General features: G+C 71.1%; 33 protein-coding genes. 32 read left to right on the top strand and 1 reads right to left on the bottom strand.

The window, feature by feature from the left end:
• Nucleotides 1-6 precede the first annotated feature (6 nt).
• The 27 genes from ACZ52R_RS39480 (at nucleotide 7) to ACZ52R_RS39350 (ending at nucleotide 19081) form a co-directional block, all read left to right on the top strand.
• Nucleotides 7-717 (top strand): hypothetical protein, encoded by a 711-nt coding sequence (locus ACZ52R_RS39480; RefSeq protein ID WP_465755200.1) that lies wholly within the window; start codon nucleotides 7-9, stop codon nucleotides 715-717.
• Nucleotides 714-983: a hypothetical protein gene (locus ACZ52R_RS39475; RefSeq protein WP_465755199.1), complete on the top strand. Its 270-nt coding sequence runs from the start codon at nucleotides 714-716 to the stop codon at nucleotides 981-983. The genes ACZ52R_RS39480 and ACZ52R_RS39475 overlap by 4 nt, the downstream gene beginning before the upstream one ends.
• Nucleotides 984-997: 14 nt before the next feature.
• Nucleotides 998-1216: a hypothetical protein gene (locus ACZ52R_RS39470; protein WP_465755198.1), complete on the top strand. Its 219-nt coding sequence runs from the start codon at nucleotides 998-1000 to the stop codon at nucleotides 1214-1216.
• A 28-nt stretch (nucleotides 1217-1244) separates the two neighbouring features.
• A complete protein-coding gene (locus tag ACZ52R_RS39465; protein ID WP_465755197.1) occupies nucleotides 1245-1487 on the top strand; it encodes a hypothetical protein in 243 nt (80 codons plus the stop codon).
• 138 nt (nucleotides 1488-1625) lie between these two features.
• Complete coding sequence (locus ACZ52R_RS39460) at nucleotides 1626-1934, top strand: hypothetical protein (RefSeq protein WP_465755196.1); 309 nt, start codon at nucleotides 1626-1628, stop codon at nucleotides 1932-1934.
• A 303-nt stretch (nucleotides 1935-2237) separates the two neighbouring features.
• Complete coding sequence (locus tag ACZ52R_RS39455) at nucleotides 2238-3503, top strand: recombinase RecT (RefSeq protein WP_465755195.1); 1266 nt, start codon at nucleotides 2238-2240, stop codon at nucleotides 3501-3503.
• A gap of 83 nt (nucleotides 3504-3586) precedes the next feature.
• On the top strand, nucleotides 3587-4843 hold the full coding sequence (locus ACZ52R_RS39450; RefSeq protein WP_465755194.1) for a hypothetical protein: 1257 nt from the start codon (nucleotides 3587-3589) through the stop codon (nucleotides 4841-4843).
• A gap of 474 nt (nucleotides 4844-5317) precedes the next feature.
• On the top strand, nucleotides 5318-6163 hold the full coding sequence (locus tag ACZ52R_RS39445) for a ParB N-terminal domain-containing protein (protein WP_465755193.1): 846 nt from the start codon (nucleotides 5318-5320) through the stop codon (nucleotides 6161-6163).
• A complete protein-coding gene (locus ACZ52R_RS39440) occupies nucleotides 6160-7062 on the top strand; it encodes a hypothetical protein (protein WP_465755192.1) in 903 nt (300 codons plus the stop codon). Before ACZ52R_RS39445 ends, ACZ52R_RS39440 begins: the two co-directional genes overlap by 4 nt.
• The gene (locus tag ACZ52R_RS39435) at nucleotides 7059-7994 is read left to right on the top strand and encodes a hypothetical protein (RefSeq protein ID WP_465755191.1); all 936 of its coding nucleotides are present in this window, start codon (nucleotides 7059-7061) and stop codon (nucleotides 7992-7994) included. Before ACZ52R_RS39440 ends, ACZ52R_RS39435 begins: the two co-directional genes overlap by 4 nt.
• The gene (locus tag ACZ52R_RS39430; RefSeq protein ID WP_465755190.1) at nucleotides 7991-8362 is read left to right on the top strand and encodes a hypothetical protein; all 372 of its coding nucleotides are present in this window, start codon (nucleotides 7991-7993) and stop codon (nucleotides 8360-8362) included. The genes ACZ52R_RS39435 and ACZ52R_RS39430 overlap by 4 nt, the downstream gene beginning before the upstream one ends.
• Entirely contained in the window at nucleotides 8359-8859 is a 501-nt protein-coding gene (locus tag ACZ52R_RS39425) for a 6-pyruvoyl trahydropterin synthase family protein (RefSeq protein ID WP_465755189.1), read from the top strand. Before ACZ52R_RS39430 ends, ACZ52R_RS39425 begins: the two co-directional genes overlap by 4 nt.
• A complete protein-coding gene (locus tag ACZ52R_RS39420) occupies nucleotides 8856-9587 on the top strand; it encodes a 7-carboxy-7-deazaguanine synthase QueE (RefSeq protein WP_465755188.1) in 732 nt (243 codons plus the stop codon). The genes ACZ52R_RS39425 and ACZ52R_RS39420 overlap by 4 nt, the downstream gene beginning before the upstream one ends.
• Complete coding sequence (gene folE, locus ACZ52R_RS39415; RefSeq protein WP_401001275.1) at nucleotides 9584-10186, top strand: GTP cyclohydrolase I; 603 nt, start codon at nucleotides 9584-9586, stop codon at nucleotides 10184-10186. The genes ACZ52R_RS39420 and folE overlap by 4 nt, the downstream gene beginning before the upstream one ends.
• Nucleotides 10187-10291: 105 nt before the next feature.
• A complete protein-coding gene (locus ACZ52R_RS39410) occupies nucleotides 10292-10765 on the top strand; it encodes a hypothetical protein (protein ID WP_465755187.1) in 474 nt (157 codons plus the stop codon).
• Between the two features lie 424 nt (nucleotides 10766-11189).
• Nucleotides 11190-11774 (top strand): hypothetical protein, encoded by a 585-nt coding sequence (locus ACZ52R_RS39405; RefSeq protein WP_465755186.1) that lies wholly within the window; start codon nucleotides 11190-11192, stop codon nucleotides 11772-11774.
• Nucleotides 11775-11876: 102 nt separating this feature from the next.
• Entirely contained in the window at nucleotides 11877-12953 is a 1077-nt protein-coding gene (locus tag ACZ52R_RS39400; protein ID WP_401001272.1) for an AcrVA2 family anti-CRISPR protein, read from the top strand.
• A 206-nt stretch (nucleotides 12954-13159) separates the two neighbouring features.
• Nucleotides 13160-13702: a hypothetical protein gene (locus ACZ52R_RS39395; RefSeq protein WP_465755185.1), complete on the top strand. Its 543-nt coding sequence runs from the start codon at nucleotides 13160-13162 to the stop codon at nucleotides 13700-13702.
• A gap of 125 nt (nucleotides 13703-13827) precedes the next feature.
• A complete protein-coding gene (locus ACZ52R_RS39390) occupies nucleotides 13828-14790 on the top strand; it encodes a LysM peptidoglycan-binding domain-containing protein (protein ID WP_465755184.1) in 963 nt (320 codons plus the stop codon).
• A 160-nt stretch (nucleotides 14791-14950) separates the two neighbouring features.
• Entirely contained in the window at nucleotides 14951-15556 is a 606-nt protein-coding gene (locus ACZ52R_RS39385; RefSeq protein WP_465755183.1) for a hypothetical protein, read from the top strand.
• A 66-nt stretch (nucleotides 15557-15622) separates the two neighbouring features.
• Nucleotides 15623-15859 carry a hypothetical protein gene (locus tag ACZ52R_RS39380; RefSeq protein ID WP_465755182.1) on the top strand — a complete coding sequence of 79 codons (237 nt, stop codon included), beginning with the start codon at nucleotides 15623-15625 and terminating at the stop codon, nucleotides 15857-15859.
• A gap of 96 nt (nucleotides 15860-15955) precedes the next feature.
• Nucleotides 15956-16324 carry an HU family DNA-binding protein gene (locus tag ACZ52R_RS39375; protein WP_465755181.1) on the top strand — a complete coding sequence of 123 codons (369 nt, stop codon included), beginning with the start codon at nucleotides 15956-15958 and terminating at the stop codon, nucleotides 16322-16324.
• Nucleotides 16321-16770 carry a hypothetical protein gene (locus ACZ52R_RS39370; protein WP_401001263.1) on the top strand — a complete coding sequence of 150 codons (450 nt, stop codon included), beginning with the start codon at nucleotides 16321-16323 and terminating at the stop codon, nucleotides 16768-16770. Before ACZ52R_RS39375 ends, ACZ52R_RS39370 begins: the two co-directional genes overlap by 4 nt.
• Nucleotides 16771-16864: 94 nt before the next feature.
• Nucleotides 16865-17596: a PP2C family protein-serine/threonine phosphatase gene (locus ACZ52R_RS39365; protein WP_465755180.1), complete on the top strand. Its 732-nt coding sequence runs from the start codon at nucleotides 16865-16867 to the stop codon at nucleotides 17594-17596.
• Nucleotides 17597-17733: 137 nt separating this feature from the next.
• A complete protein-coding gene (locus ACZ52R_RS39360) occupies nucleotides 17734-18291 on the top strand; it encodes a 3'-5' exonuclease family protein (RefSeq protein ID WP_465755179.1) in 558 nt (185 codons plus the stop codon).
• Nucleotides 18288-18668: a single-stranded DNA-binding protein gene (locus ACZ52R_RS39355; RefSeq protein WP_401001257.1), complete on the top strand. Its 381-nt coding sequence runs from the start codon at nucleotides 18288-18290 to the stop codon at nucleotides 18666-18668. The genes ACZ52R_RS39360 and ACZ52R_RS39355 overlap by 4 nt, the downstream gene beginning before the upstream one ends.
• A 104-nt stretch (nucleotides 18669-18772) precedes the next feature.
• Entirely contained in the window at nucleotides 18773-19081 is a 309-nt protein-coding gene (locus ACZ52R_RS39350) for a hypothetical protein (protein WP_401001255.1), read from the top strand.
• Between the two features lie 28 nt (nucleotides 19082-19109).
• Here the strand turns inward: ACZ52R_RS39350 and ACZ52R_RS39345 are convergent, their stop codons facing one another.
• The gene (locus ACZ52R_RS39345; protein ID WP_465755178.1) at nucleotides 19110-19403 is read right to left on the bottom strand and encodes a DUF6087 family protein; all 294 of its coding nucleotides are present in this window, start codon (nucleotides 19401-19403) and stop codon (nucleotides 19110-19112) included.
• A gap of 341 nt (nucleotides 19404-19744) precedes the next feature.
• On the opposite strand from ACZ52R_RS39345, the gene ACZ52R_RS39340 reads away from it, so the two are divergent.
• The 5 genes from ACZ52R_RS39340 (at nucleotide 19745) to ACZ52R_RS39320 (ending at nucleotide 23924) form a co-directional block, all read left to right on the top strand.
• Nucleotides 19745-20782, top strand: coding sequence for a DUF932 domain-containing protein (locus tag ACZ52R_RS39340; RefSeq protein ID WP_465755177.1), 1038 nt, complete (start codon nucleotides 19745-19747; stop codon nucleotides 20780-20782).
• Between the two features lie 104 nt (nucleotides 20783-20886).
• On the top strand, nucleotides 20887-21465 hold the full coding sequence (locus ACZ52R_RS39335) for a DUF4192 family protein (RefSeq protein WP_465755176.1): 579 nt from the start codon (nucleotides 20887-20889) through the stop codon (nucleotides 21463-21465).
• A gap of 204 nt (nucleotides 21466-21669) precedes the next feature.
• The gene (locus ACZ52R_RS39330; RefSeq protein ID WP_465755175.1) at nucleotides 21670-22770 is read left to right on the top strand and encodes a DUF4192 domain-containing protein; all 1101 of its coding nucleotides are present in this window, start codon (nucleotides 21670-21672) and stop codon (nucleotides 22768-22770) included.
• An 80-nt stretch (nucleotides 22771-22850) separates the two neighbouring features.
• Nucleotides 22851-23228: a hypothetical protein gene (locus tag ACZ52R_RS39325; RefSeq protein WP_465755174.1), complete on the top strand. Its 378-nt coding sequence runs from the start codon at nucleotides 22851-22853 to the stop codon at nucleotides 23226-23228.
• 279 nt (nucleotides 23229-23507) lie between these two features.
• Nucleotides 23508-23924 (top strand): NUDIX domain-containing protein, encoded by a 417-nt coding sequence (locus tag ACZ52R_RS39320; RefSeq protein WP_465755173.1) that lies wholly within the window; start codon nucleotides 23508-23510, stop codon nucleotides 23922-23924.
• The last annotated feature ends 225 nt before the right edge of the window (nucleotides 23925-24149 follow it).

Below are 24149 nucleotides of genomic sequence, written 5' to 3'. Positions count from 1 at the left end.
CAGACCATGCCCGTTGAACGCTACGAGATCACCGATGTCACCCGGATTCGCGTTGGAACGACAGACTGCTGGCAGGTAAGGCAGCGCAGGCCGGACGGCGGCCACCACGTGACCGTCTTCCCGGCCTCGACCCTGGAATGGCGAGCCGCCGAGTACGACATCGACCACACCACACCGGAGGGCCTGGCGACCATCCTCGACATGGCGCTGCACGAGCCGTTCCTGCCGGACCCGATCGAGCACCGATCGCAGGACCCCGCGGCCGCCAAAGGCCTGACCGCCCCGTCCACCCAAGCGATCCACGGCCTGGACATCGGCGACGACGCCCCGATCACCCTCCACAACGCACCCGACCGGGCAACGGCACGCGCCGCCCACCTCGAACGGATCGAGCACGCCAAACGCACACGCGTCCACGTCCTCACCCCCACCCAGCGGCCGGGCAAGACCAGCAACGGCCAGCCCGTGGCGCGGCCGGCACCCGACCCGCTCGCGGTGATCCGCGCTGCCCACGGCATGACGGCTGAAGGCATCGCCGCGAAGACCGCCCTTGTCGAGCAAGCCCGCCAGCAACTGGCGGCCAATCTCACCGAGACCCCGCCCCCGGCTCGCGGCCCTGCCAGCTTCCCCGAGACCTTCACCACCACCATGTGGGACGCTGCCGTGCCCCGACGGGACCAAGCCCACCGAGCAAGCAGCGGAGAAGCCCCGGCATGAGCCAGCCGCCGACCACCGAGCAGCTGAACCACCTCCTCGGGCACGCCGAGAGCAGGCAACTGAGCCCCGTCGAGGCCGCCCTTCTACGGGCCGGCGTCCGACACCTGCACGAGCAGGCAACCCGGTCCGAAGCGTGGGCCAGGCACTGGCGCCACCAGGCCACACGCGCCAACGCGGACGCCGAACAGGCGCAGACCCTCGCCGAAGAGCAGCACTGCCGCTGCCACCCGGACTGCCCCACCAACACTGTGCGCCAAGGACCGTGAAGGAGAGCCCCCCGATGGACCACACCACCGAGCCGATCACCGTCGACGCCGAGCCGTACATCGCCCGCCTCGGCGCTCAGCTGACCGAGGCATGGGGCAAGGCTCAAGCTGACCTGGCCCTCGCCCGCGAGGAGAACACCGTTCGGGCCGCCCGCGAAGCCGCCAAGGACCAGCGGATCACGGAGCTCGAAGCCGCGCTCGCCGAGCTGCAGAACACCTCGACGCGACCCTAACCACCGCACCGTCCTACCGTCCCCGGCTGTGGAACAGCCCCCGGACGACCAGCAGCCCCCAGCTGGCCGACGACACCGACGGAGGACCAAATGGCGCCAGATCACCGGGCTGACGACACTGCGGGACGCGGTGCTGTTCCTGCTCGGCATGGCCGTGATCGTCCGGGAGGTGTGGACCCCTCCATCGGACCCCAGCGTGATCGTCACCGGCCTGACCCTGGCCGGCCTGCCCGCCGCGCTGTCAAGAGACGAACGGCCACCCCGGGAGTAGCCCCACCTGCCAGCCTCCTGGCCCGCTACCGGTTCACCAGCCGCTACCTGGCAGGCGCCGCCCTCGCTCTGATCGCCACCTGGCCCCTATGAGCGCCAAATCCGACCCGCACACCACCAGCACCCGGGAGACACGAACGTGAACCTCATCAACGACACCGAGGCGTGGGGCCTGCTGCTCGGCGCCATCACTCCGTGGGCCACCGCCCTCATCCAGCAGCCGCACTGGACCAAGCCGGTACGCGCCGTCGTCGGCGCCGTGACCTCCGGCATCGTCGGCATCATCACCGTCCTGGCCCGCGGGGACATCGCGCACGCCCAGACCGCACTGACCACCGTGGCACTGGCCGTCGTGGCGTCCAAGACGTTCTACGACGGCCTGTGGCAGCACGCCGGCGCCGGCGCGCTGGAGCGGGCGACCGCCCCGGACCGCCGCTCCGGTTGGTGATCGACCTTCGGCTGGCGCCGGCCGTACCCTAGAGTGAAGATGTGGCCGCCGAGCCAACCGACCTCGTGCTCTGGCAACCAACCCTTCGGGGCTGTCTCCTATCAGGGGAGCGCGAGGAACCGGGCGGGATTCGCACCCCGCAGGCTCGGCGGCCACACTTCCTAATCTCCAGTCTCCGCAGCTTGTTTGGCCACGTGGTGGGTGTTCCCACGGGCATCCCCGGAGCGGGAGGGTAGACGCAGGCAGCCACACCGGGGCCTGCGAACCCCGGTGCCGCCACGGAGACAAGGAAGGCACCTCACGGTGACAACTACCCAGCAGGACAAGCCTGTGGGCGCCCGGCAGGATGCGCCGGCGCCGCCCGAGCCGATTACGCCGCTCAACGACAACCGCGCCGAGATGGCGATCCAGACCGCCGACCAGGTCCTGGAGATCACTTCCGACCAGCGGTTCTGGACCAAGGCGCAGCGATCGGCCCTCGCCTCGATCGGACTCAAGGACGCGCCTACCCACGAGCAGGTCGCGTTCTTCCACATCTGCAAGAGCACGGGCCTGGACCCGTTCCGCCGCGAGATCTACTACATCGCGCGCAAGCGCAAGGTGTACAACAAGCCCGACGAGCTGTTCTACACCGCCCAGACCGGCATCGACGGGTTCCGGCACATCGGCCAGCGCACCAAGCGCTTCATCCGACGCCAGGGCCCGTTTTGGACCGGCCCCGAGGACGACCCGAAGTGGTGGACCGAGGGCGAGGATGGTATCAACCGCCGCCGGTGGGTTGATGTCTGGCTCGGCGACGGGCCTCCGGCCGCCGCCATGTGCCGCATCGAGCACTACAGCATCGCGGGCGACCGGACGGTCTCTCAGGCCGTCGCCCTGTTTAAGGAGTTCGCCGTCACCAAGGACGAATGGACCAGGGACCCGTTCTCCGGCGATGGCGCGAAGACCGGCAACAAGATCCTCTCCGGTCTCTGGCCGGTGATGGGCACCCACATGATCGGCAAGGTGGCCGAGGCCCAGGCGTGGCGTGTCGCGTTCCCCCGTGAGCTGACCGGTATCTACGAACACGACGAGATGGGCCGCGCGGACGCCGAGCAACGGGAGCTTGCCCGTGACGAAGGCGCAGCGCGCCGACGCGCTGCCCGCTCGGAGGCGCCCCAGCCAGGCCCGATGGTCATCCGAGGCACCGTCGTGGAGAGCTCAACAGCGGACAGCGACCCAGGAGCCGCCGAGCCGGACGGCGATCAGCAGCCGAGTCCGTCGCAAGACGACACCGCCGGGCCGCCGACACTCGAAGAGCTTCGCGCGGAAGTGCGCGCCTACGCGGCGGCCCTGGGCAGGAACGTTACCCAGATCACCCGGCGCTGGCGCGAATCCAACGGCAAGAACACCACCGAAGCCACACCCGAAGAACTGAGCCAGCTCCTCGACGGGCTTCGAGACCACGCCGTCGCCGCACTTCGCGAACACAACGAGGACGCCGCCCAGTACCTCGCCAACGGCGGCATGCTCGTTCGCCAGAACCCCGACCACCGCGCCTGGGGTCGCCGCGCCGCCGATCAGGCCTGAGCGCCACCGCCTACCCGCAGGCCGACCAGTCGCCCTCGCGCGGCTGGCCGGCCTGCCCACCTTCGGGAATCACCTTGGACCCCTTGCTCATCCAGCGTGCCCGCGAACTCGCGGCCGCTGCCCCCACCATCGGCCCCCGCATGCTGCCCTGCCGCTGCGGCGCGCCTCGCCACGTTCACCGGGGGCCGAAGCGCTCGGGCGGCCACGCCCCGACCGCATGCGGAAGGTACCGCCGCGATCCGCCGGACCTCCTGCGGGAACGTGCCCAGGCGGGCACCGGGCGCAGCCTCGGAGAAGATCTCGCCGAGTACGACCGCACACGTCGGCGTAGCCGCCGTGCGCCCCGGCCGAAGGGGCACTGGTCGATTGGGGCCTCCGACACCACGTCCTGCCGCAGGGCCATCTGGTACCGGGAGAACCCGCCCCCCGGCTACACCCCGGCGCCCACGGACCGGCGCGCGGCGACCGCCGGGATCCTCATCCACGACTCGGTTGCCGCACGGCGCCGCGCGCTCTACCCGTGGCGGCTGTACGAGCAGCGCGTCACCCTTCCGGGACTCGACCGGCCGAGCCGCTATGACGAGTACGACCCGATCACCGGCATCCTGTACGACTTCAAGACCGCCGGAGACTGGCAGTGGTCCCAGGTCGGCGAGAAAGGCCCGGCCGAGGAGGTCTGGGACCAGGCGCAGCTGTACGCCCTCGCCCTGGCCTTGGCCGGCGAATTGGTCCGGGAGGTTCGGATCATCTACTTCGAGCGCAAGAGCGGCGCCGATGAGGAGTTCGCGCGGCCCTACGACGAGAACGCGGCCAGGCGCGCGCTGTCCAGGCTGACCGCCATCGCCACAGCCCTTGACCTCGGCACTGAGCTGCCCCGCGACCGATCCGGCCCGAGCAACGACCCGATCTGCCGCCGGTACTGCCCAGCCCGCATCGACTGCTGGAACATGGCCGAGGCGAAGAAGGCAGGCCGGTCCCCGGAGTCGTACACGCTCATCGCAGACAAAGCCGACATCGAGTGGGCGTTGGCGGAGTACGACCGGCACCGGGCCGCGAAGTCCGACGCCGACAAACAGCAGGCCAACGCCAAGACCCTGCTGGAGGGCGTGCCCTACGGCACCTACGGCGAGTACGAGTGGGTCCGGACGGGTGGGCGTCTCAAGGACCCGGAGCCGGACCTGACGGCCCGGGTGCGGCAGCTGGAGGCGTTCTGGGACAACCCGCCCGGTGAGCGTCCGCTCCTCACCGAGCTGGACTACCCGACAAAGCAGGGCCGGACCCCCGGTCGCGATGAGGTCCGGCGGGTGCGGGCCGCGAAGCGCGGCACGAAGGCCACGTAAGAACGCCAAACGCGGCGCGCGCGGTTGGGCCTCTGCGGCCCGCCCCGCACGCCATGCGCCGGCGCTCGCCCTCCCGATCCGCCGCGACCAAGCTGATCGCCCTTCTTAACGTCCGTATCCAACAGTTGAGTTGAAAGGAACGTTGCCCCATGACTAGTCCCGTGCCTGCGGCTGACGAACAGTCATCCCAGTGGTTCGCGTCGCGGCCTGCCCTGTCGCCCGTACCGCCCGGCGCTGCGGTCGTCGTCCCCGTGCCCACGCCCATCGCGACGGCCGACGGCTCGCGTGACGCCGGCACGCCGATCTACGACGGACTCGTAGCGGCTTTCGGAGACCCGTTCAGTCGTCTGGGCCCCACCCGGGCGCGCTTGGCCCACCCGGGACCGGGCGGCGCAGAGCGCTGAACCCTCACAGGGAGTCAGGAAGTTAGCTCGACGCGACCTAACACATCGGGGCCGCCTAGGTTCCCCGCTCATGGCTGCCCCTCGCTACATCGACTACATGCTGCTGGAAGACATCCGGCCCGCCGAACGTAACCCCAAGGGGCACGACTCCGGCGGGCTGGATGCGTCCGTCGATCAATTCGACTTCACCGAGCCGGGCCTTCTGGACGAACGCACTGGCCGCCTCGTCGCTGGCCACGGGCGGTACGACACGCTCGCCCGCCGCCGAGAGGCGGGAAAGCCCGCGCCGGACGGTGTCGTGGTCAGCAGCGACGGGTCGTGGACCGTCCCGGTGGTGCGCGGCTGGGCGTCCCGCGACGACGCACACGCCGAGGCGTACCTGATCGCCTCCAACCACCTGACTACCAAGGGCGGCTGGGACGACGCGGACCTGGCGGACATGCTGAGTGGCCTGGAGAGCGTCGACGCCGACCTGTTCGCCGCCACCGGCTTCGACCGCGGGCAGCTCGACGCGCTCCTCGCGGATCTAGCCACCGGCGAGGAGGAGGACGAGACCGGCGCGCAGAACGAGCCGGACGACGCCGCAGGCGAGCCTGCCCGCGGTGACCTGCTCGCCCTGGCCGGCGTGACCGTTGGCGAACCCGAGCACCAGGTCGAGAAGGGCCAGGTGTGGGAGTTGGGCGAACACCGCCTCGTGGTCGCCGAGGTCTTCGACGGCTGGCCGGCCTGGTCGCCTCTGCTCATCGAGGACAGCCTGTTCCTGCCCTACCCGACCCCGCTGGCACCCTTCGCCGACCGCGCGGCGGGGCGGCGGCTGGTGATGGTGCAGCCCGAGCGGTACCTGGCCGGTCACCTCCTAGACAAGTGGGCGCGGATCAGCGGGCAGGAACCCGTCCTCGTGGACGACCTGTCGTGACAGCGGTCCTGCCGACCGCAGGGGGCACCTTCGACCCCGCCGAGCGGCCGATCTACTTCACGGCCGGCGGAGGAGAGTACAACGCCGGTCCGTACGTGCTGACCGCCGTGAACGAGCTGATGGGCACCGGCGAGGAGCAGCGGTTGCGCGGCCTCCTGGATGCCGGGAACCGCGTTCTCCTGGACTCGGGGATCTTCTGGCTGACCAACCGGCACCGACGCGCGCACGGGGTGTCGATGGACGAGGCCCTGGCGTTGCCGCCCGAGCAGATCGACGGCTTCGAGGAGCTGCGGGAGCGCTACGTCTACCTGGCCCGCACCTACGGGGACTGGCTGTGGGGCTACATCGAGCTGGACCAGGGCGGCCTGGTCCACAAGCGTGCGCAGCGTGCCAGCCTCCAGGAGCTTGGCCTGTCGCCGATCCCGGTCTATCACCCGCTGGTGGATGGCTGGGACTACTTCGATGAGCTCGCGTCACAGTACGACCGGATCTGCGTTGGCAACATCGTCCAGGCACCGGCCCCGGTCAGGCTGCGGATCCTGCACACACTGTGGGAGCGCCGCCGCGCCTATCCACACCTGTGGATACACGCGCTCGGCCTGACCGCCAACGAATGGTGCCTCCCGCTGGCCCCGGACTCCTGCGACTCCTCGTCCTGGCTGGCGCCGCTGCGCTGGAACCACCAGCGCATCGAGACCGCCATGCTGCGCCGTGTCGGCAACCTGCCTGCCGGGTTCCGCTACGCCCCTGGCGACACCACCTCCTACGAGGCCGCAGCCCGCATCTGCGCGGACGCCGCCACCGCTCTCGGCCGGTGCTGGCATCACGCCGCGCACCGCGTGGAGGACCTGACTGGCCCAACCCCCGCCCGCACCGACCAGGAAGGGGCGCTTCGATGAGCCCCGCCCGGACCAAGAGGCCCGCGCTGAAGAAGACCGGCGGCGGCGCCTTCGACCCGCAGAACCGGCACATCTACTTCGCCGCCGGGGACTCCGAGCACTACCCGTCGTACGTCCTGCTCGCCACCAACGACCTGCTGACCGCCGGCCATGAACGCCGGCTGGTCGAACTGCTGGACGCCGGCCACAAGGTGCTGCTGGACAGCGGCATCTTCTGGCTGACCAACCAGTACAAGCGGGCAAACCCCGGCGTCTCCATGGACGAGGCGCTACGCCTGGCCCCTGAGCAGATCGACGGCTTCGAAAACCTGTACGCCCGGTACATCGAGCTGGTGCAGCGCCACGGCGACCGGCTGTGGGGCTACATCGAGCTGGACCAGGGCGGCCGGGACAACAAGATCCGCACCCGCGCCCGGCTGGAGGGCGAAGGACTCGCGCCGATCCCGGTCTACCACCCGCTGGTGGACGGCTGGGACTACTTCGACGAGCTGGCGCAGCAGTACGACCGGATCTGCTTCGGCAACGTCGTTCAGGCCCCCGCCCCGGTGCGGCTGAGGCTCCTGCACACCTTGTGGGAGCGGCACCGCCGGTACCCCGACCTGTGGGTGCACGTCCTCGGCCTCACGGTCAACGAGTGGTGCCTGGCCGTGCCGCCGGACTCCTGCGACTCCTCCACCTGGCTCGGCCCTCTGCGCTGGCCCGACGTGCGAATCGACTCCGCGCTGCTGCGCAAGGTCGGCGTCATCGACCGCGGGTTCAGCTACGACCTCGACCAGCCGGCCCACCCGACACGAGGACGTACGCCCTGCTGCCTCATGTGCGCACAGACCGTCGAGGCCACCACCACCGTGTGGAGCCTCGCGCGGACCACCAGGGAGCAGCTAATCGGCCAACAGTCCTACCCGCCCATCACCGACAAGGAGACACCATGATCACGAGCCCCGGCGCGCCGACCGCGACCGTGTGGGCGGAGGTCCGGCTGCCCGGCTTCCACCACTGGCCGGCCGCTCCCGAGCACCGCGCCTACCTGCGCGCCCGGCACCGCCACCTGTTCCACATCCGTGCCACCGTCCACGTCGGCCACGACGACCGCGACACCGAGTTCCACGACCTCGCCGACCACGTCCGCGCCTGGTGGGGCCCGGGCGACCGCGAGTGCGGATCCGCCTCGTGTGAGGCCCTGGCCCGCGCCCTTGCCGAGCACCTGGCCGGGATGGGACTGCGCCTGGACGAGGTGGCCGTCTCCGAGGACGGAGAGGCCGGCGCCGTCGTCCGTCTGCCGAAGGAGGACAAGGCGTGAGTGACAACAGCGCCCTCACCGTGCGGCACGCCGTCACCGTGCGGCACAACTTCGAGACCGCCCACAGGCTTCCGCACCTCGCCGGGAAGTGCGAGAACCTGCACGGTCACAGCTGGTGGGCCGAGATCACCGTCACCTCGCCCAATCTCGCGGCCGGCACCGTCGTGGAGTTCGGAGGGTTCAAGCGGGCCCTGCGCGAGTGGATCGACACGTTCCTCGACCACGGCGCCATGCTCGGCAGCACCGACCCGCTCGTGCCCATCCTTGCCGGACACGGCAGCAAGCTGTTCCGGTTCGGCGCGGACGACCCGACCGAGCAGGAGCAGCACGCCTCCGACCTGGGCTGGCCGAGCGTCGAAGCCGTCGCCGAGCTCCTGAGCCGGGTCGCCACCGACGCCCTGCATACCCTGCCCAGGGCCGCAGGCGCCGTCGTCTCCCACGTGCGCGTGTCCGAGACCGCGGTCAACGCTGCGTCGTGGACGGCGGCGCAGCAGTGAGCGCCCTCGTTCTGCCGGCCAGCCTGCCCGTTGTGGAGAAGTTCGGCCCGACGGTGCAGGGGGAAGGGCCGTCCGCAGGCCGGCTGGCCCTCTTCCTGCGCCTGGGCGGCTGCAACCTGACATGCAGCTGGTGCGACACCCCGTACTCCTGGGACGGCAAGCGGTTCGACCTGCGCAAGGAGATCACCCGCGTGCCGGTGGTCGACCTTGCGGAGTGGGCCGCCGAGCACCCGCACGCCATCATCGTGATGACCGGCGGCGAGACCCTGCTGCACCAGGGCACCGATGCCTGGCGCTCCTGGATGGCTGTGCTGCGCCACACCACCCGCCGGGTCGAGATCGAGACCAACGGCACGATCGCGCCGAAGCCCGTCAGCCTCGGCGTACCGCGGCTGACGTTCAACGTGAGCCCCAAGCTCGCGAACTCCGGCGTTGCTGAGGACCGGCGGATCGTCCCCGACGCTCTGGAGGCGTTCGCGGACCTCAGCCACCGGGACCGGGCCCGCTTCAAGTTCGTGGCTACCGGTCCGGACGACCTCGAGGAGGTCGCCGTACTGGTTGATCGCTTCCGCATTCCGCCGCACGCCGTGTGGGTGATGCCCGAAGGAACGACCGCCGAGCGCACCATCGACGTGGCGCGCTCCCTGGCCGAGCACGTGATCGGCCGCAACTGGAACCTGTCGATGCGGCAGCACGTGCTGCTGTGGCCTGGAGAGCGCAACCGATGACCACCACTACCCCTGTTCCCGAAGGCGTGGACCTGGCCGACGCCACTGCTCACGCCGCCGGCCTGCTCGCAGCCCTCGGCATCCCGTGCGACAGCGAGTCCACGGCCGACACGCCTCGCCGGATGGCCCGGGCGCTCGCCGAGCTGACCGCGGGCGTCCACCTCGATCCCGCTCGTCACCTGAAGGTCACCTTCCCGCCCGAGGACGAACGGCCGGGCATCATCGCCGCCGTCGACGTGCCGTTCGTCGCGCTGTGCGAACACCACGTCCTGCCGTTCCCCGGCCGGGCCACGGTCGCCTACCTGCCCGCGCCAGGGGCCCGCATCGTGGGTCTGTCCAAGCTCGCCCGTCTCGCCCAGGAGTACGCGGCGCGGCCGCAGGTACAGGAACGGCTCGGCCGGCAGGTGGTCGACGCCCTGGTCGGCAGCCTGGATGTCCAAGGCGCGGCGTGCCTGATCCGCTCCCAGCACGCCTGCATGACGCTGCGAGGCGCCCGCGCACACGACGCGGCGATGGTCACCACGCACCTGTCCGGCGTGATGGACACCGAGCCCGCCCGTCGCGCCGAAGTCCTCGCCCTGATGCCCTCACCGTCCTGAGTCAGTAGGGGAGTTGTGCCCAAGGTCCGTGTCCGCAGTGGAGGATGGCAGAGCCAGGTCGGGACCGCGAATCCCGGCCGCCTACAGGTCAAGGAGACCACCACCATGATGTTGCTGACCGTTCCCCTCGAGGTCCCCGCGACCGCCATCCGAGTCGGCGATCTGCGCGCCCAGCTTGAGCAGATGCCGGGCGACTACCTTGTCGTCGCCGACCACCACGACCCCGAGGGTGAGAGCCGCACCCTCCTGGGCTGGCCGGTGAAGGCCCCGGTGCGCGACGAGTCCGGCCGACGCGTCCCCGTTGTCGCGCTTCCGCAGCTCCACGCCTCAGACACCGCCGCGATGCGCGTCTCGTTCCTGCACGGCCGCTTGGCGGACCTGCCCGCCGATGCCCTGCTGGTGGTCCTCTGGGAGACCGCTGACGGGCCCCGGCAGTCCACCATCGGCTGGCCGGTGGAGACGGACTACGTGGACGAGGTGTCGGGTGTCAGCGTGCACGCGGTGGCGCTGCCCCAGGTCGTCAGCGGCGCTACTGGCTACGCGTACGACGAGCTCGTCTACAACCTCGGCTGGGAGTAGAAGCCCCGCAGCTGCGCCCGGCACCACGTGGTGCCGGGCGCAGCCGTGTCCGGACTGTCGAGCCACACCAGACGAGGAACTCGTGAACGACGAACTCTCTCCCGCTAATGCTGTTGAGCCCGGCGGCTGCGCGTACTGCGGACTCCCGGAGCGCGGGCATGCCCGCCAGTGGACGGAGCGTGGCCGCTGGCACGCCTGGACCCGCCCAAGCCAGGAACAGGTCGCTGCCCGTCTGTGCCAGCGTCGGGCTGGCCGCTTCGGCCGGACGGGCTGACCACCGAGAGCCCATCCTGACGGCTCTCCTGGGGCCCGTGCTGGGCGCGGCCGTCAGAGCGCCCTTGACCGGCCCTTCGACGTACGGTGCCCCACTGTGGATACCTCTCGCTCCGGCCGCCCCGGCCGCCGCCCAGCCCTCGAACCGGAGGTGGAGAAGAGGCTGCTCGACGCCGTCCGGGCCGGCGTGCCGGTGAGTGACGCGGCGCCGATGGCCGGCGTGCACGCCAGCACCGTGTACCGGTGGCTGGAGCGGGGGGAGCAGGAGCAGCAGCGTATCGAGGGCGGGCAGCGGGCGAGGGCGGGGGAGCGGCAGTTTCGCGAGTTTCGCGACAGGTTCATGCGCGCGCGTAGCGAGGGCAAGGCGCAGCTGGTGCTGCTGGTGCGGAAGGCCGCGCAGGGCGGCCACGTGCTTCGGGAGCGGACCCGGATGGTGCGCGACCCGGAGACCGGCCAGCAGGTGGTTCAGACGGAGCGGGACTTCGCGCAGCCGGACTGGCGCGCGGCGCAGTTCCTGCTCGCCTGCCTCGCGCCGGAGACGTTCGGCCGCGCGGCGCAGGCTCGCATCGAGCTGGCGCCGGCGGGCGGAGGCGAGCTGCCAGTTGCGAGCGGGGCTGGCGAGGACATCGACCGCCTGTCGGCCCGGCTCGCGCAGATCCGCGAGGAGTTCGCCGCAGAGCTGGAGGAGGACGCGCAGGTCGTCGACGCCGAGCTCATTGAAGGCCCCGAGTCCTGAATCGCCAAGTCTCCTGCCATATAGGGCTGTTGTCCTGATTCGGCCCCGTTGGTGAGTGTGGGAGACGTCGGGCCGCCGGGCCCGGGGGGTGGAGGGGTCGAGATGGCCAGCAAGGACGTGATCGTCGGCCGCATGGTGGCCGAGGCGGCGGAGCGGGTGGAGTGGGAGATGCAGACCGCAGACCGCATCCTGCGCCGCATGGGACTCGGGCTGCTGCCCCAGCAGGCGATCGAGGGCGGCGCCATGATCGCTGCTGGGTCTCCTGGTGACTTGGGCGTGCACGAGATCAGGAACATGACGACCCTGTCGGCGATGTGGAGGCTGTGGGGCCGGGAGAAGTGCGTGTATGCCGTGCACCCCGACATGGGATCCGAACTCCAGAGCTACGCGGTCGGCATGATGGCCGGAGGTGTGTTCCGCCGGCTGCGGCGACCGAACAACCCCATGCTCGTCCTCGCCGAGCCATGGCCGTGCGTGGCGCTGGACGGCGGGCCTGGCCTGCTGTTGGCCGTGATGCTGTGCGGACGGGTGCAGGACAGCACCCTGCTGTGCCACACCACCGACCCGCGCATGGGCGAGCTGACTGCCGTGGCGGTGGTCGAGTACCGGAGCGAGGAGCGGCGCACGGTCGGGCTGGACTACCTGTACTGCTCCATCCCGACAGACTCCGAGGCGCGATTCACCGTGCGAGACCTGGCGCTGCGCAACGCGCGCAGGGCGGGCCGCGAGGAGCCGACGGAGTGTGAGGTGAGCTTCATCGGGCACGTTCTGCGGCTCGCCATGTACCTGTGCTCGTCCAAGGCGGACATTCAGGAGGCCTCCCCGGCCACGTCGAAGGGCGCGGGCAAGGGCAAGAGCGCCAAACGTGACCAGCAGCGCTCCTGGAAGAAGCCCGACCGGTTCCTGCGATTGGGGTGGCGGTTGGGCCCTGCCCTCAAGGCGGCCCGTGTCCGGGCCCAGCAGGACCGAAAGGGCCCCAGGCCAGCGCCTACAGGGAGCAGCGGGCGGGGCGGCTGGCGACTGCCCCCTCATCAGCGCAGCGGGCACCTGAAGACCGTATGGTGCGGCCCGGGCCGTACCGTCGCGGACTCCGCGCTGGTCGAGCCCTACTGGGTGTCGGAAGACCTGCTCGACGCTGAGGGGATGGCCCCGGAAGGTGTGGTCCGCTCCCTGCGCTGAGCCCTGTTGTCCGCCCCGGCAGCGGTGGGGACTGTAGTGGGGCCCGTCCGTGCGGGCCCCACTGCGCGCTCTCCCGGACTCACCAGCGACCGGTCCGGGCGCGCGCTGCTGATGCCGTCAGGCCCGGTACCGGAGCAGAAGCCGGCACGGGCGCGGTCATCCCGTAGTTGCCAGCCCCCTTTGCGACGGGGGCGCTTGGAGGAGACATGTCGAAGACCACCCTGTACGAGCTGCCGCCAGCCCTGGCCGCCCGGCCGGTTGACCCCCGGCGCGGACTGCCGATCCCCGCAGTGAACGAGCGGCCGGACGGCACTGCCGACTACGTGTCCATCGATGGCCCGACCGCACTGTTCCTGGCCATAAAGGGGCGGTGCGGGCTGTGCGCCGAACCGATAGTCGACGTCGTCGCATTCCTCGGCGGCCCCGGCGCAGCGGAGGCCGGCGCCTACAGCGACCCGCCGATGCACGAGGGCTGCGCGGAGGCCGCACTGAAGCTGTGCCCGCACATGGCCCGCCAACACGCCCGCCGCGCCACCGGCTCGCGCGTCCCCGAGGGCTCCGCTGTGCCGGAAGGCTTCTCGGAGGCCAAGCCCGAGGAATGGGTGATGGTGCTGGCCGCCGGCTACGGCACTGGACTGATGCCGGCCGAGGGCGGCGGCACGGTGCCGATCTTCCTACCCGGCAGCTATGAGGGAGTGCGCCGATTCGTCTACGAGGACGGCGTGTTGATCGAGAAGACCGACAGCTGACGGCGCGACCTTAACCCCGGGCCCGGCATAGCTTCCCGGCACACCAACCACCCCACACGGGAGGACATCGTGCCGACCCACCAGAAGAGCAACCGCCGGGCCGCCTGCGGGCGGGAGGCGGGCCGATGAAGCTCGTCTCCCGTGCCGAATGGGGCGCAGCGGCGCCCACCGGCTCCTACGCCGGGATCAGCTCCACCCGGGGCGTGAAGATCCACTACGAGGGCTCCCCGGTGCCCGACACCCTGCTGGGTGACCACGGCCGCTGCGCCGGCCACGTCCGCGCGATCCAGGCCTCGCACATGGCGAACGCGTCCGAGGGCTGGATCGACATCGCGTACTCGTTCGTCGTGTGCCCGCACGGGTCCGTGTTCGAAGGGCGGGGCCTGGGTCGGAAGAACGGCGCCAACGGCAACTCGGCGCTGAACACCGGCCACTACGCGGTCTGCGCGATGGTCGGAACCTCCGGCATCACCTCGCCGACGGACGCGATGCTGGACGGCCTGGTCGACGCCATCGAGTACTGCCAGGCGTCCGGCGGTGCCGGAGGTGAGGTGCGCGGCCACCGTGACGGGTACGCCACGGACTGCCCGGGCGACGACCTGTACGGCTGGATCCAGCGCGGCGCACCCAGGCCCGCTGATGGCGGAGGCGGCGGGGCAGCGCCGCAGCCCTCGGGCGACGGCGCCGGCATCTACACGGTGCAGCCGGGTGACACGCTCAGCGCGCTCGCCGGGCGGTTCGAGACGAGCGTGACGCAGCTCGTCACCCTCAATGGCATCTCCGACCCCGACCTGATCCAGGTCGGCCAGCAGCTCCAGATTCCGGCCCCGCCGTTCCCGGGCCGCGAGCACTTCGTCCTCGGCGCGCACAGCCCGTACGCCAAGCAGCTGCAGGCCTGGCTTCAGGCCGCCGGCTGGGGTCCCCCGTACCGGGTCGGGCCGAGTGAGGACATGGAGGGCCTGGACCTCCAGAAGGTCCAGGCCCTCCAGGAGTACTACGTCGGCGACCTGGGGCCGGCGGGCGGGCTGACGGGGCCGGTGACCTGGCTGTACGCCTACCAGACCGCTCACGGCCTGCGCAGCCGGTAGGTCGTGGTCAACTCGGCTTTGGGGTGGGCGCTTTGAGTGCCCACCCCGAACCCAAAGTTACCTAGGTCTAGTTATTTGACTCAGGTCAATTCTGTGCGAGGCTGGTCCTGCCAGCCGGGGAACGCGAAGCCCCGGCCAAACACCCAGGGAGTACAGCCCCATGACCGACACCCCCGCCACCGAGGCCAACACCCAGAGCGAGACCGGCACCCGCCCGGCCGCCAAGCGCCTCGACAAGCGGACCGTGGTCGCCCTCGGCCTCGCCGCCGCCGGGTTCGTCGCCGGTTCCGTCGTGATGGGCCGCCCGGCCGCCGCCCCGGCCCCGAGCGCCCAGCCCGTCCCGACCAACCTCGTGCCGACCCTGACGGCGGCCCCGGCCCAGCTCAACACCGAGGCTCCAACCCTCCCGGCCCTGCCGACGCAGGCCCCGGCCGCCCCCGGCCTGGTTCCGGCCGCCCCGGCCCTGCCGGTGGCGCCCGCCGTCCCGGCCCCGGGCCTCACCCCCGCCCCGGCCGTCGTCACCCAGACGGCCGAGCAGCCCGCCCCCGTCCCGACCGTCACCGTGACCGTCACCCACGTGCAGACCGCCCCCTCCCCGGTGGCGCCCGCCCCGACCGGCGCGCCCACGATCTGCGCGCCCGCCCCGTCGCCCACCGCGACCGCGAGCCCGGCCCCCGTGCTGAGCCCGTCGGCAAGCTCCAGCCCCTCGCCCGCCCCGACCAGCCTGCCGCCCCTGGTGCCTGGCCGCCCGACCCCCAGCCACTGACCGGAACCTGACCGGCCTCGCCCCCGGGCGGGGCCGGTCAGGCCCCACCTCAGGAAGGAACCCGCCATGCGCAGCCCCGCTCTGTTCGTCGGCTCTCTCCTCGCCGGACTGGTGCTCGGCACCATCAGCGGCGCCGCCGTGGCGCGCACCGCCGACGCACCCCACCAGCCGCCCGCCATCCCGGCATCCCAGCCCGCCCAGCCCGGCTGCGCCACGCCGCCCGGCCCGGCCAAGCCGGTCGTCACCCCACCTCTTCCCGCTCCCAGCCCGGCCCCGGCACCCGTGCCGCACCTGGCCGTGTAGGGACCGCCCCACGCCCCGGGCCGGGCGCCGTGACGACTGAACCGGCGCCCGGCCCGGCACCACACCACACCCGCCCAACCCAGGACAGGAACGCAAATGAAGGTCAACAAGAACACCCTCATCGAGCGCCTCGCTCCCCAGCTCGGAGGCCGGCGCGCCGCCACCGCCGCCGTTGAGGCAGTGCTGGACACCATCGTTCGCGCCGTCGTCGCCGGTGACACAGTCTCTGTCACCGGCTTCGGTGCCTTCGAGCCGGTCGAGCACGCCAGCCGCCTCGCCCGCAATCCCCAGACCGGTGAGAAGGTGAAGGTCCCGGCGCGCCGGGTACCCCGCTTCCGCCCGCACGAGCGCTTCAAGGACCTCGCGGACAGCCGCCGCGCGCTCCCGATGGCCGGCAGCTCCATCCGCAAGGACCCGAAGGGCACCCACACCGGAGCGCTGGCGTCGGCCCGGGACGCGGCATGAGCCGAAACCTCGCGGACCGCCTGTCCGCCCTCGTCCAGCAGTTCCATCCCGCTCCGCCCACGCCCTACGTGCTGCGCCGCGACATTGACGTGTCCGGGGTTTCTGGTACCGGGACGGTAGCTGAGGGCTGCTACTTCTCGATGGCTGCCGGCTCCGGCGCGGTCACCCGATGGCGAGGCGAGCGGGGCTCGACCGTCGCCTGGGACCGCGGGCAGGACATCGAGGCAATCCACGGGCACGGCGGGGCGACGCGCGTTGTCATCCTGCCGGTCCCGGCGATGCTCGCGGCCCTGTCGTCGGTGGCCTCCCTCGGTGAACAGCGGGGTGAGGACCGGTGGTCGGAAGGCTGGAACGAGGCACTGCGGACGGCTCGCGGACTGATCGAGGCGGCCCTCGGGCCGTACCTGCAAGGCGGCGAGCCGACAGTCAGCCCGCTAGATAATTAACCAGCGTCCAAATAGTTGACCTAAGTCAATTGCGCTGCGAGGCTGGTCCTGCCAGCCGGGGAATGCGAAGCCCCGGCCCACGAGAGGGGGCCCCATGCCCATCCGCAACTACGCCACGGCCCAGGACGTCGGCCTGCGCGCCAACCAGTGCGACGCCACCGCTGTCTCCACCACCCCCGCCGGCGTGCGGGCCTACGTCCTGCTGGACGGCATCGGCGAGAGCGAGGCCGTCCGAAGCTGGGTGCGTGACGCCGCCCGCCGTCTCGCCCGCGCCGCCGCACGCCGAGGCGACGCGGAAGCGGGCCTGCGCGCCGTCTACACCGCCTACGCCACCGAGCGCGCCGACGGCAGTCCCTACGCGCGCCCGCCGAAGGCCGCCGCAGTCGTGGCCGTCGCCGCCCCAGGCAAGCCGCTGACCGTGGCCTGGTGCGGGGATTCACGCGCCTACGTCCTGACTCCGCGCGGGACCGTCGAGTGCCTGACCAACGACCACAACGTGCGCCGTGTGTTCGGCGGCAGCCGCAACGTCATCACCTCCTGCCTCGGCTCATCGCTCGGCGATGATGAGGTCAAGGAGCGGTACGGGCACCCGGCGATCGAGTCGATCACCCGTGGCATGGAGCCGTGCCGCCTGCTCCTGGCCTCCGATGGGGCGTATGAGCCGCACGAGGACGCCGGGCAGCTCCTGGCCGACCACCTCGTCGGCGCCCCCGGCCAGGTTGCCCGCGTCCTGACCGCCACTGCCGTCCAACGCTCCCTCGCCGCGACCGGGAGCCAGCCGTACGCGGACAACGCCACCGCCTTGGTCGCCGACTTGCTGCCCTGACGTAGCGCCGGGGCAGGGCGCACTACCGCCCTCCCCCGGCCCCGCAGCAGTACGGCCAACGGCCAGTACGTGGAGAACCGCACCTGGCCAGCCCGACCACCGCGACCGATATCCACACTGCTATCCCTGGAGGGACCGTGCGGGTCTTCTACAGCGCTCAGTACCTCGACTACAGCGACCGGCTCGCCCTGGTCAGCATCGGCCTGGTCCGCGAGGACGGCGGGACCTACTACGCGGTCAACCGGGGGCTGTCTGCCAGCCATGTCCTCGCGGACCCGTCGCTGCGCATGGCCGCATGGCCCCACCTGCCGACACGCGGTGACCGCCACCTCGACCGCAGTCACCCCGACGTCAAGGTGCGCAGCCGCATCGCCGCAGAGGTCACCGACTTCCTCGCGGCCGTGCCCGACCTCGAACTCTGGTCGTGGCGCGGAGCCCACGCCCATGTCCTGCTCTGCCAGCTGTACGGCACGGAACTGGATCTGCCGGACGCGGTCCCGGACTGGACCAACGACCTGCGGCAGGAGGCGCACCGCCTCGGCGTGGATCCGGACGAACTGCCCGACCAGCAGACGCGTCGGCACCACGCCCTGGACGACGCCCGGCACCTGCTGATCCTCGCCCGCTGCTTGGACGCGGCCGCCGTCACAGACGCTGCCGAGCTGGCCGGCCACGCGCCCGGACGGGGCTGGTGACCGTGACCACCCAGACGTTGATTGGCCGCATCACCAAAGGCCCGGAGCTCCACCGGATCCCCGGCAGCCCCGTCCAGAACGTCACGTTCACCCTCGAACAGCGCCCCGCACTCGCCGAGCGCGGCAAGCGACGCGCGGCCGCCGGGCCGCTGCTCCTGCGGTGCATCGCCTGGCGAGGCATGGCCCAGCTGATCGCCGAGACCTTCCGCGCGGGCGACCGAGTGATCGTGATCGGTGCCCTGCAGCAGCGCTCCGGGCGCGCTGCCGGCTCCGCCCCCCACTCGTCCATGGAACTCGAGGTGACCGACATCGGGGCGCTGCTCCACGACGGGATGCCGCTCCGACGCACGGTGCCCACGGCGGGCGAGCCGGACTAACCCGTGGAGGGCGGTGTGGGCGTTGCTCGCACTGCCCTCGGGCGGACTGATAGACATGACGTCGTACCCCGTCCGGGCAGCCGGGCCATCACGCGAGGAGCATCATGAGCGGCAGGAAGCCGGGCACGGCGCTGGCCGGCGCCGCCAAGGCCCTAAAGGAGGCGGTCAAGGCCCTCGAGGAGGCCGGCCTCACCCATGTCGAGATCATGGCGGCCCTGCGCGAGCCGTTGGCCGAGGTCGATTCGACGCTGACCGAGATGCGCAGGCTGCGCCGCGAGGCCGTCGTGGCCGCCTACCCGGACCGAACCCGCACCGTCTATGAGCTGTCCGAGGCGTCGGGGCTGGAGTCCGCCCTGATCACCCGCTACGCGAAGGAAGCCGGCCTGGAGCTGCGCAACCGCAAGCGCGGCTAGTACCGCCCCCGGGGCGGGCCAGCGCTCGTCACCGCGGCTTCCTGTGGCGGCCGGTGCCCCGCCCGAGGTTCGGGGACGGCACCGGCCGGACGGTGCCGTCCCCGTCGATCCCGTGCAGCAGGCGCTGCGCCGCCGCGTAGTCGCCAACGACCGACTCCGGCAGCCACTGCACGCCGTCCCACCGCAACACCAGCCGCGGTTCCTCCGGCCGGACGTGCGCGGCGCCCTCGCTGCCGTCCAGCCGCACCACCTTCAAGGCACCTACCTGGCGGCGGGACGCCTCCCGCCGGGCCATCCACGACTCCAGTGGCTCGTCATCCACCAGTCGGGCTCCCTTCCTGCAACGCACCAGCGTGAAGCGCGCGGAGTGCCGGCTCACTGGCCGGGCACCGCGCCGGCGGAGCTCCGCGAGGACCCCGCCGAGTGTGTCAGTCGACAAGCCGTCAGGCCAAGCTGATCAAGGACCGTCACTCTCCAGTTCCCCCGGCCCTCTCTTCCTCGAGTACGACCACGCCGCCTCCAGCATGCCTGCTGCGAGCCGAAGTTGGGTGTGCCCAAGGGCGCGCCCCAGCATTTAGACTTGAGTCAAGAAAGCGGACGAAAGTCCGAAAGGTTGCCAGTCCGGGCCGCGAACCCGGACCACACCACACAGGAGACCCACCCATGCGACAGAGCGACGTCATCACCGGCCGCGCCGACCTCGGGGCCATCGACAACACCACCGGCGAGGCCGCCTTCTACTCCCACCGCCAGCCCGCCTGGCACGGCCTCGGCACCGTCACCGAGGAGGCCATGACCAGCGAGGAGGTCCTGCACCTCGCCAAGCTGAACTGGCTGGTCGAGAAGCGCCCGCTGCTCTCCATGCACAAGGGCAAGCTCGGCAAGAAGATCCCCAACCGCTTCGGCACCTTCCGCGACGACACGGGTGACTGGCTCGGCGGCCTGGTCGGCAACACCTGGAACCCCATCCAGAACCGCGACGCCTTCGCCTTCCTGGACGAGCTTGTCGGCGGCGGCCACGTCACCTATGAGACTGCCGGGGCCCTCGACGGCGGCCGAGTCGTCTTCATGTCCACCAAGTCGCCGAGCATCACCCTCGACCCCGAGGGCGCGGCCGACCGCATCGACCTCTACACCCTGTTCGCCAACAGTCACGACGGCCGCGCCGCTGCCGTCGCCGTCGAAACCCCGGTCCGGGCCGTCTGCACCAACACCCTCGACCTCGCGGTTGAGGAGGCGGACCGCGTCTGGAAGATCCGCCACACCAAGGACGCGCTGACCGATCTGGAGGAGGCTCGCAAGACCCTCGGCTTCACGGAGCGGTACGCGGCCGCCTTCGAGGCGGAGGCAACCCAGCTCTTCCAGACCGCGATGACCAACCAGGAGTTCGACAAGCTGATTGCCCAGCTGTGGACGCCCCCGGCTGAGGGTGCCCGCAAGAACCTGGTCACGGCACATGAGGAGCGGCGCGACCGCCTGCACCACCTGTTCCGGGAGGCCGACACCCAGGACAACATCCGGGGCACTCGCTGGGCCGCTCTGCAGGCCGTCATCGAGTTCGACGACTACTTCCGCAACGTCAAGGTGCCCGAGGCGCTGAGCGAGCAGGAGCACCGCAACAACCTGGCGATGACCACCCTGCTGGCCGATCAGAAGAACGACCTCAAGGACCTCGCCAAGTCCATGCTGCTCGCGGCCTGATCGTCCCGGCGGCCGGGGGCGGTGCCCCCGGCCGCCACGGCGCCCACTTCACGTCACCCCAGCCGCGCCGACGACCGGCGCGGCCCTCCGCAGCGAGGAAAGTCATGTCCAGCCACACCCCCAACGTCCCCCATCCTGCCGACGATGGCGCACGCGCCAGCGCCCTCGTTCACGACGTCTTCCACGACTTCGCCGACGAACTGGCCGCCGGCCACGAAGCCATGAAGCGGCGCATGCTGCTCCTCCTCGACTCCGCCATGGCCAGCGATCACGCCGCTGGCGCTGTCGCGGACCGGGACGTCGCCCGACTGCTCCTCGCCGTCCAGAACGGGCCTGTCTTCGATGCAGCGACCGAGTACTGCGAGGCATCGGAGACGGCCCGAGCGGCTGGTCTGTGGAATCGCGCGATCCGCCTGTGTGTCGGGCGGCACGAGACTCTGGCCGGCGCCCCGTATGCCCTGCTCGGGCTGGCTTTGCTGCTGGACGGCGACAACGCGGGTGCCGCCGCCGCTCTCACCCGCGCGGCTGCCCTGCGCCCGGACCATCCCAGCGCGGAGGCACTCGTGGCGATCCTCGAAATTCACATGACGGGGCAGAGGGCTGGTGTTGACCTCGGCACGGTCGGCCTGATGCGACGGCACCTGCGCTCGGAGAGGGCCCGTCGGCTGCGTGACCGGAGCTGACGGCCGATAAGCCAGGCCGGGCAGGCGCCCATGTGCCTGCCCGGCCCGGCGCGGGCCCGCCCGCGCGCGAGCTGCCCCCGATTCGTCCGGCCTGGGGTGTGCCCAACAACCCTGCCCCCAAATAGACTTGAGTCAAGAAAAGAGACGCAAGCCTCTTTGATGCCGGTCCGGGCCGCGAACCCGGACCCACCCGATAGGAACCCCATGAACATCAACACGGTGCCTGTCTTCGACATCAGGAACGCCGCGCAAGCCGTCGAAGCACTGCCCTACCTGCTGAGCTACCAGCCCGACGGCCCCGACGGCACGCTGTTCGTCCTCGCCCACGACACCATGCGCGACGGTCCGTTGTTCAGCCAGAAGTTCGAGCTGCCCGATGACACGGACGACCCGCACGAGGCCGGCCACCAGATCATGCACAACACCCTGCATCGCCTGGAGGAGTTCGCCACCGGACCGGCCGACATCCTGCTGTACCTGTGCGCGAACCAGGAGGACGCCAGCGACGGCTACAACGCGATGTGCCGACACCGGGTGCTCGCGGACGCGCTTCTACTCTCGGCCGAGGCCCACGGCATCGACACTCTCGGCGTCATATTCGTGACCCCGACTCACTGGTGGGTCTACCACCACGACAACCCCCACTACCGGGTCGAGGGAATGCCTGTGGACGGCCCGGACAACCCGGGCGTGGTCACCATGAACGCCCGCGCCGTCGGCATCCCGACGCCGCCCAGCGAAGCAAAGATCCTCGCCGCATTCGATCCCGTCACCGGGAAAGACGCGGAAGCTCAACGGGCTGCGATCGTGGAGGCGGTCGGCCTGCGAGCCGAGCGCGTGCGGTCCACCAGCTTCGACGCCGAAACCGAACGGCTCGCGGCGATCTTCGACCGACTGCTGCTGGGTGGCGGAGACGACACCCCACTGACGGACCTCACCCCCGAGCAGACGGCAGAGCTGATCGTCGGCCTGCGGCACAAGCCCCTGCGGGACGTCGCACTCGGCTACAGCGAACCGAGCGAACTCCCGCGCGCCCGCGAGCTGTGGGCACTGCTCGTCCGCCGCTGCGCCAGCGACAGCACGACCTTCGCCGCCGCACCCCTGACCCTCGCCGGGTACGCCGCCGCCGTCGCCGGGGAGATCCCGGCCGCGCTCATCTCCCTCGACCGGGCAAGGACGGTCGACCCGCGCTACCTTCTCGCCAAACTCCTGATGGAGCAGCTCGCGATGACGGGCTCCGTGGACGAGATCACCGACGGGATCCGGCAGGAGCGCGAAGACCGCCTTCGCCGCCGAGACCGCTGATCGTCCGGCCGGGGCGGGCGCTTGGCGCCCGCCCCGGCCGTGGCCCGCCCAGCCCTACCGACCACAACCAGGGGGACACCGTGAAGTACAGCGAAGCCCAAACCGACCCGGACGACGACCCGGCGCCGGCCGTCGCGGACCCCGCCACAGGGGAGGTCCGGGTCCTCGCCGACCTGTGCGACACATGCATCTACCGGCCGGGGAACCTGATGCACCTCGCGCCCGGACGGCTGCGCCAGCTCGCCCAGGAAGCACTGGCCCGCCGAGGGCACATCGTCTGCCACTCGACGCTGCCCGCCCTGGCCCCGCCCGGGACGAAGGGGGCGATCTGCCGCGGCTTCGCCAACGCCCACGGGCCCGCCGTCTATGCGCTGCGCATGGCCCCCGTGATCGGCCGACTGGTCGAAGTACCGCCCCCGCCTGCCCACGACTCGACACTCGAAGAACGGCAACCATGACCGACCTCTATATCCCCGACCCGTGTGAGGACTGCGGCGCCGCCGCCGGCGTCCTGTGCTTCGCCGACTGTCCGACCGGGCCCACATGGGAGGACGTCCACGGGTCAGGGGTGCAGGAAGCCAGCCCGGGCGAGGATTCACACCCGCCCCAGTAGGGGTACGCGATATAACGGCCACGGCCCCCGCTTCGGGGCCGTGGCCGTTTCAGTGCCCCAGGACTGTCGCCCGCGTCCGGGGCCCAGCCCTGGAACAATCGCGCAGGACCGAGAGGAAGTGGCGATGCCAGCGGACCGCATTGATGTGGCCTACGCGCTGATCAGCGACAGCGACCGCCAGCGGGTGCTGCTCGTACGCAACGAGGACAGCTGGAGCCTGCCCGGAGGCCGACGCGAGGCGGGCGAGAGCCTGGCGGAGGCCGCCGTGCGCGAAGCCAAGGAGGAAGCCGGCGTCGTGGTCGAGGCTCGGCGGATCGTTGACGTGAGCGAACGCATCACGGAGGACCTGCACGACGTGTTCACTGTGTTCAGCGCCGAACTGCTCTCAGACGAGCCGGCCGTCAGCGAGCACGACGACGACGTGACCGAGGTCGCCTGGGTGCCCGTGGATCAGGCCAGCCAGCGGATGCCCTGGTACCGGGATGGTGTGGAAGCCCTCCTGCACGCGGGCGGCGCCAGCCACAGTGCCGCCCGCGGGTAGCTGGTGCAGCTACGCCCGGAGCGGTCGCCGGTTGAGCCACCGTTCCTCTTCCGTTCGGTCCCGGAGCGGAGAGGCTAGCCAGGGCACGAGGCGCGGGGCCGGCACAGCGTCCAGCTGCTCGATCGGGTGGACTAGCCTGCGTGTTTCATCCGGGGTCGCGTCCGGAGCATGATCGGAAAAGCGAAAGTGCCTTCTGAGCTGCAACGATGAGGCTTGTCTAAGGTC

The sequence above is a fragment of the Kitasatospora sp. NPDC034023 genome (assembly GCF_055575795.1).
This window is presented reverse-complemented; position numbering and strand designations above follow the sequence as displayed.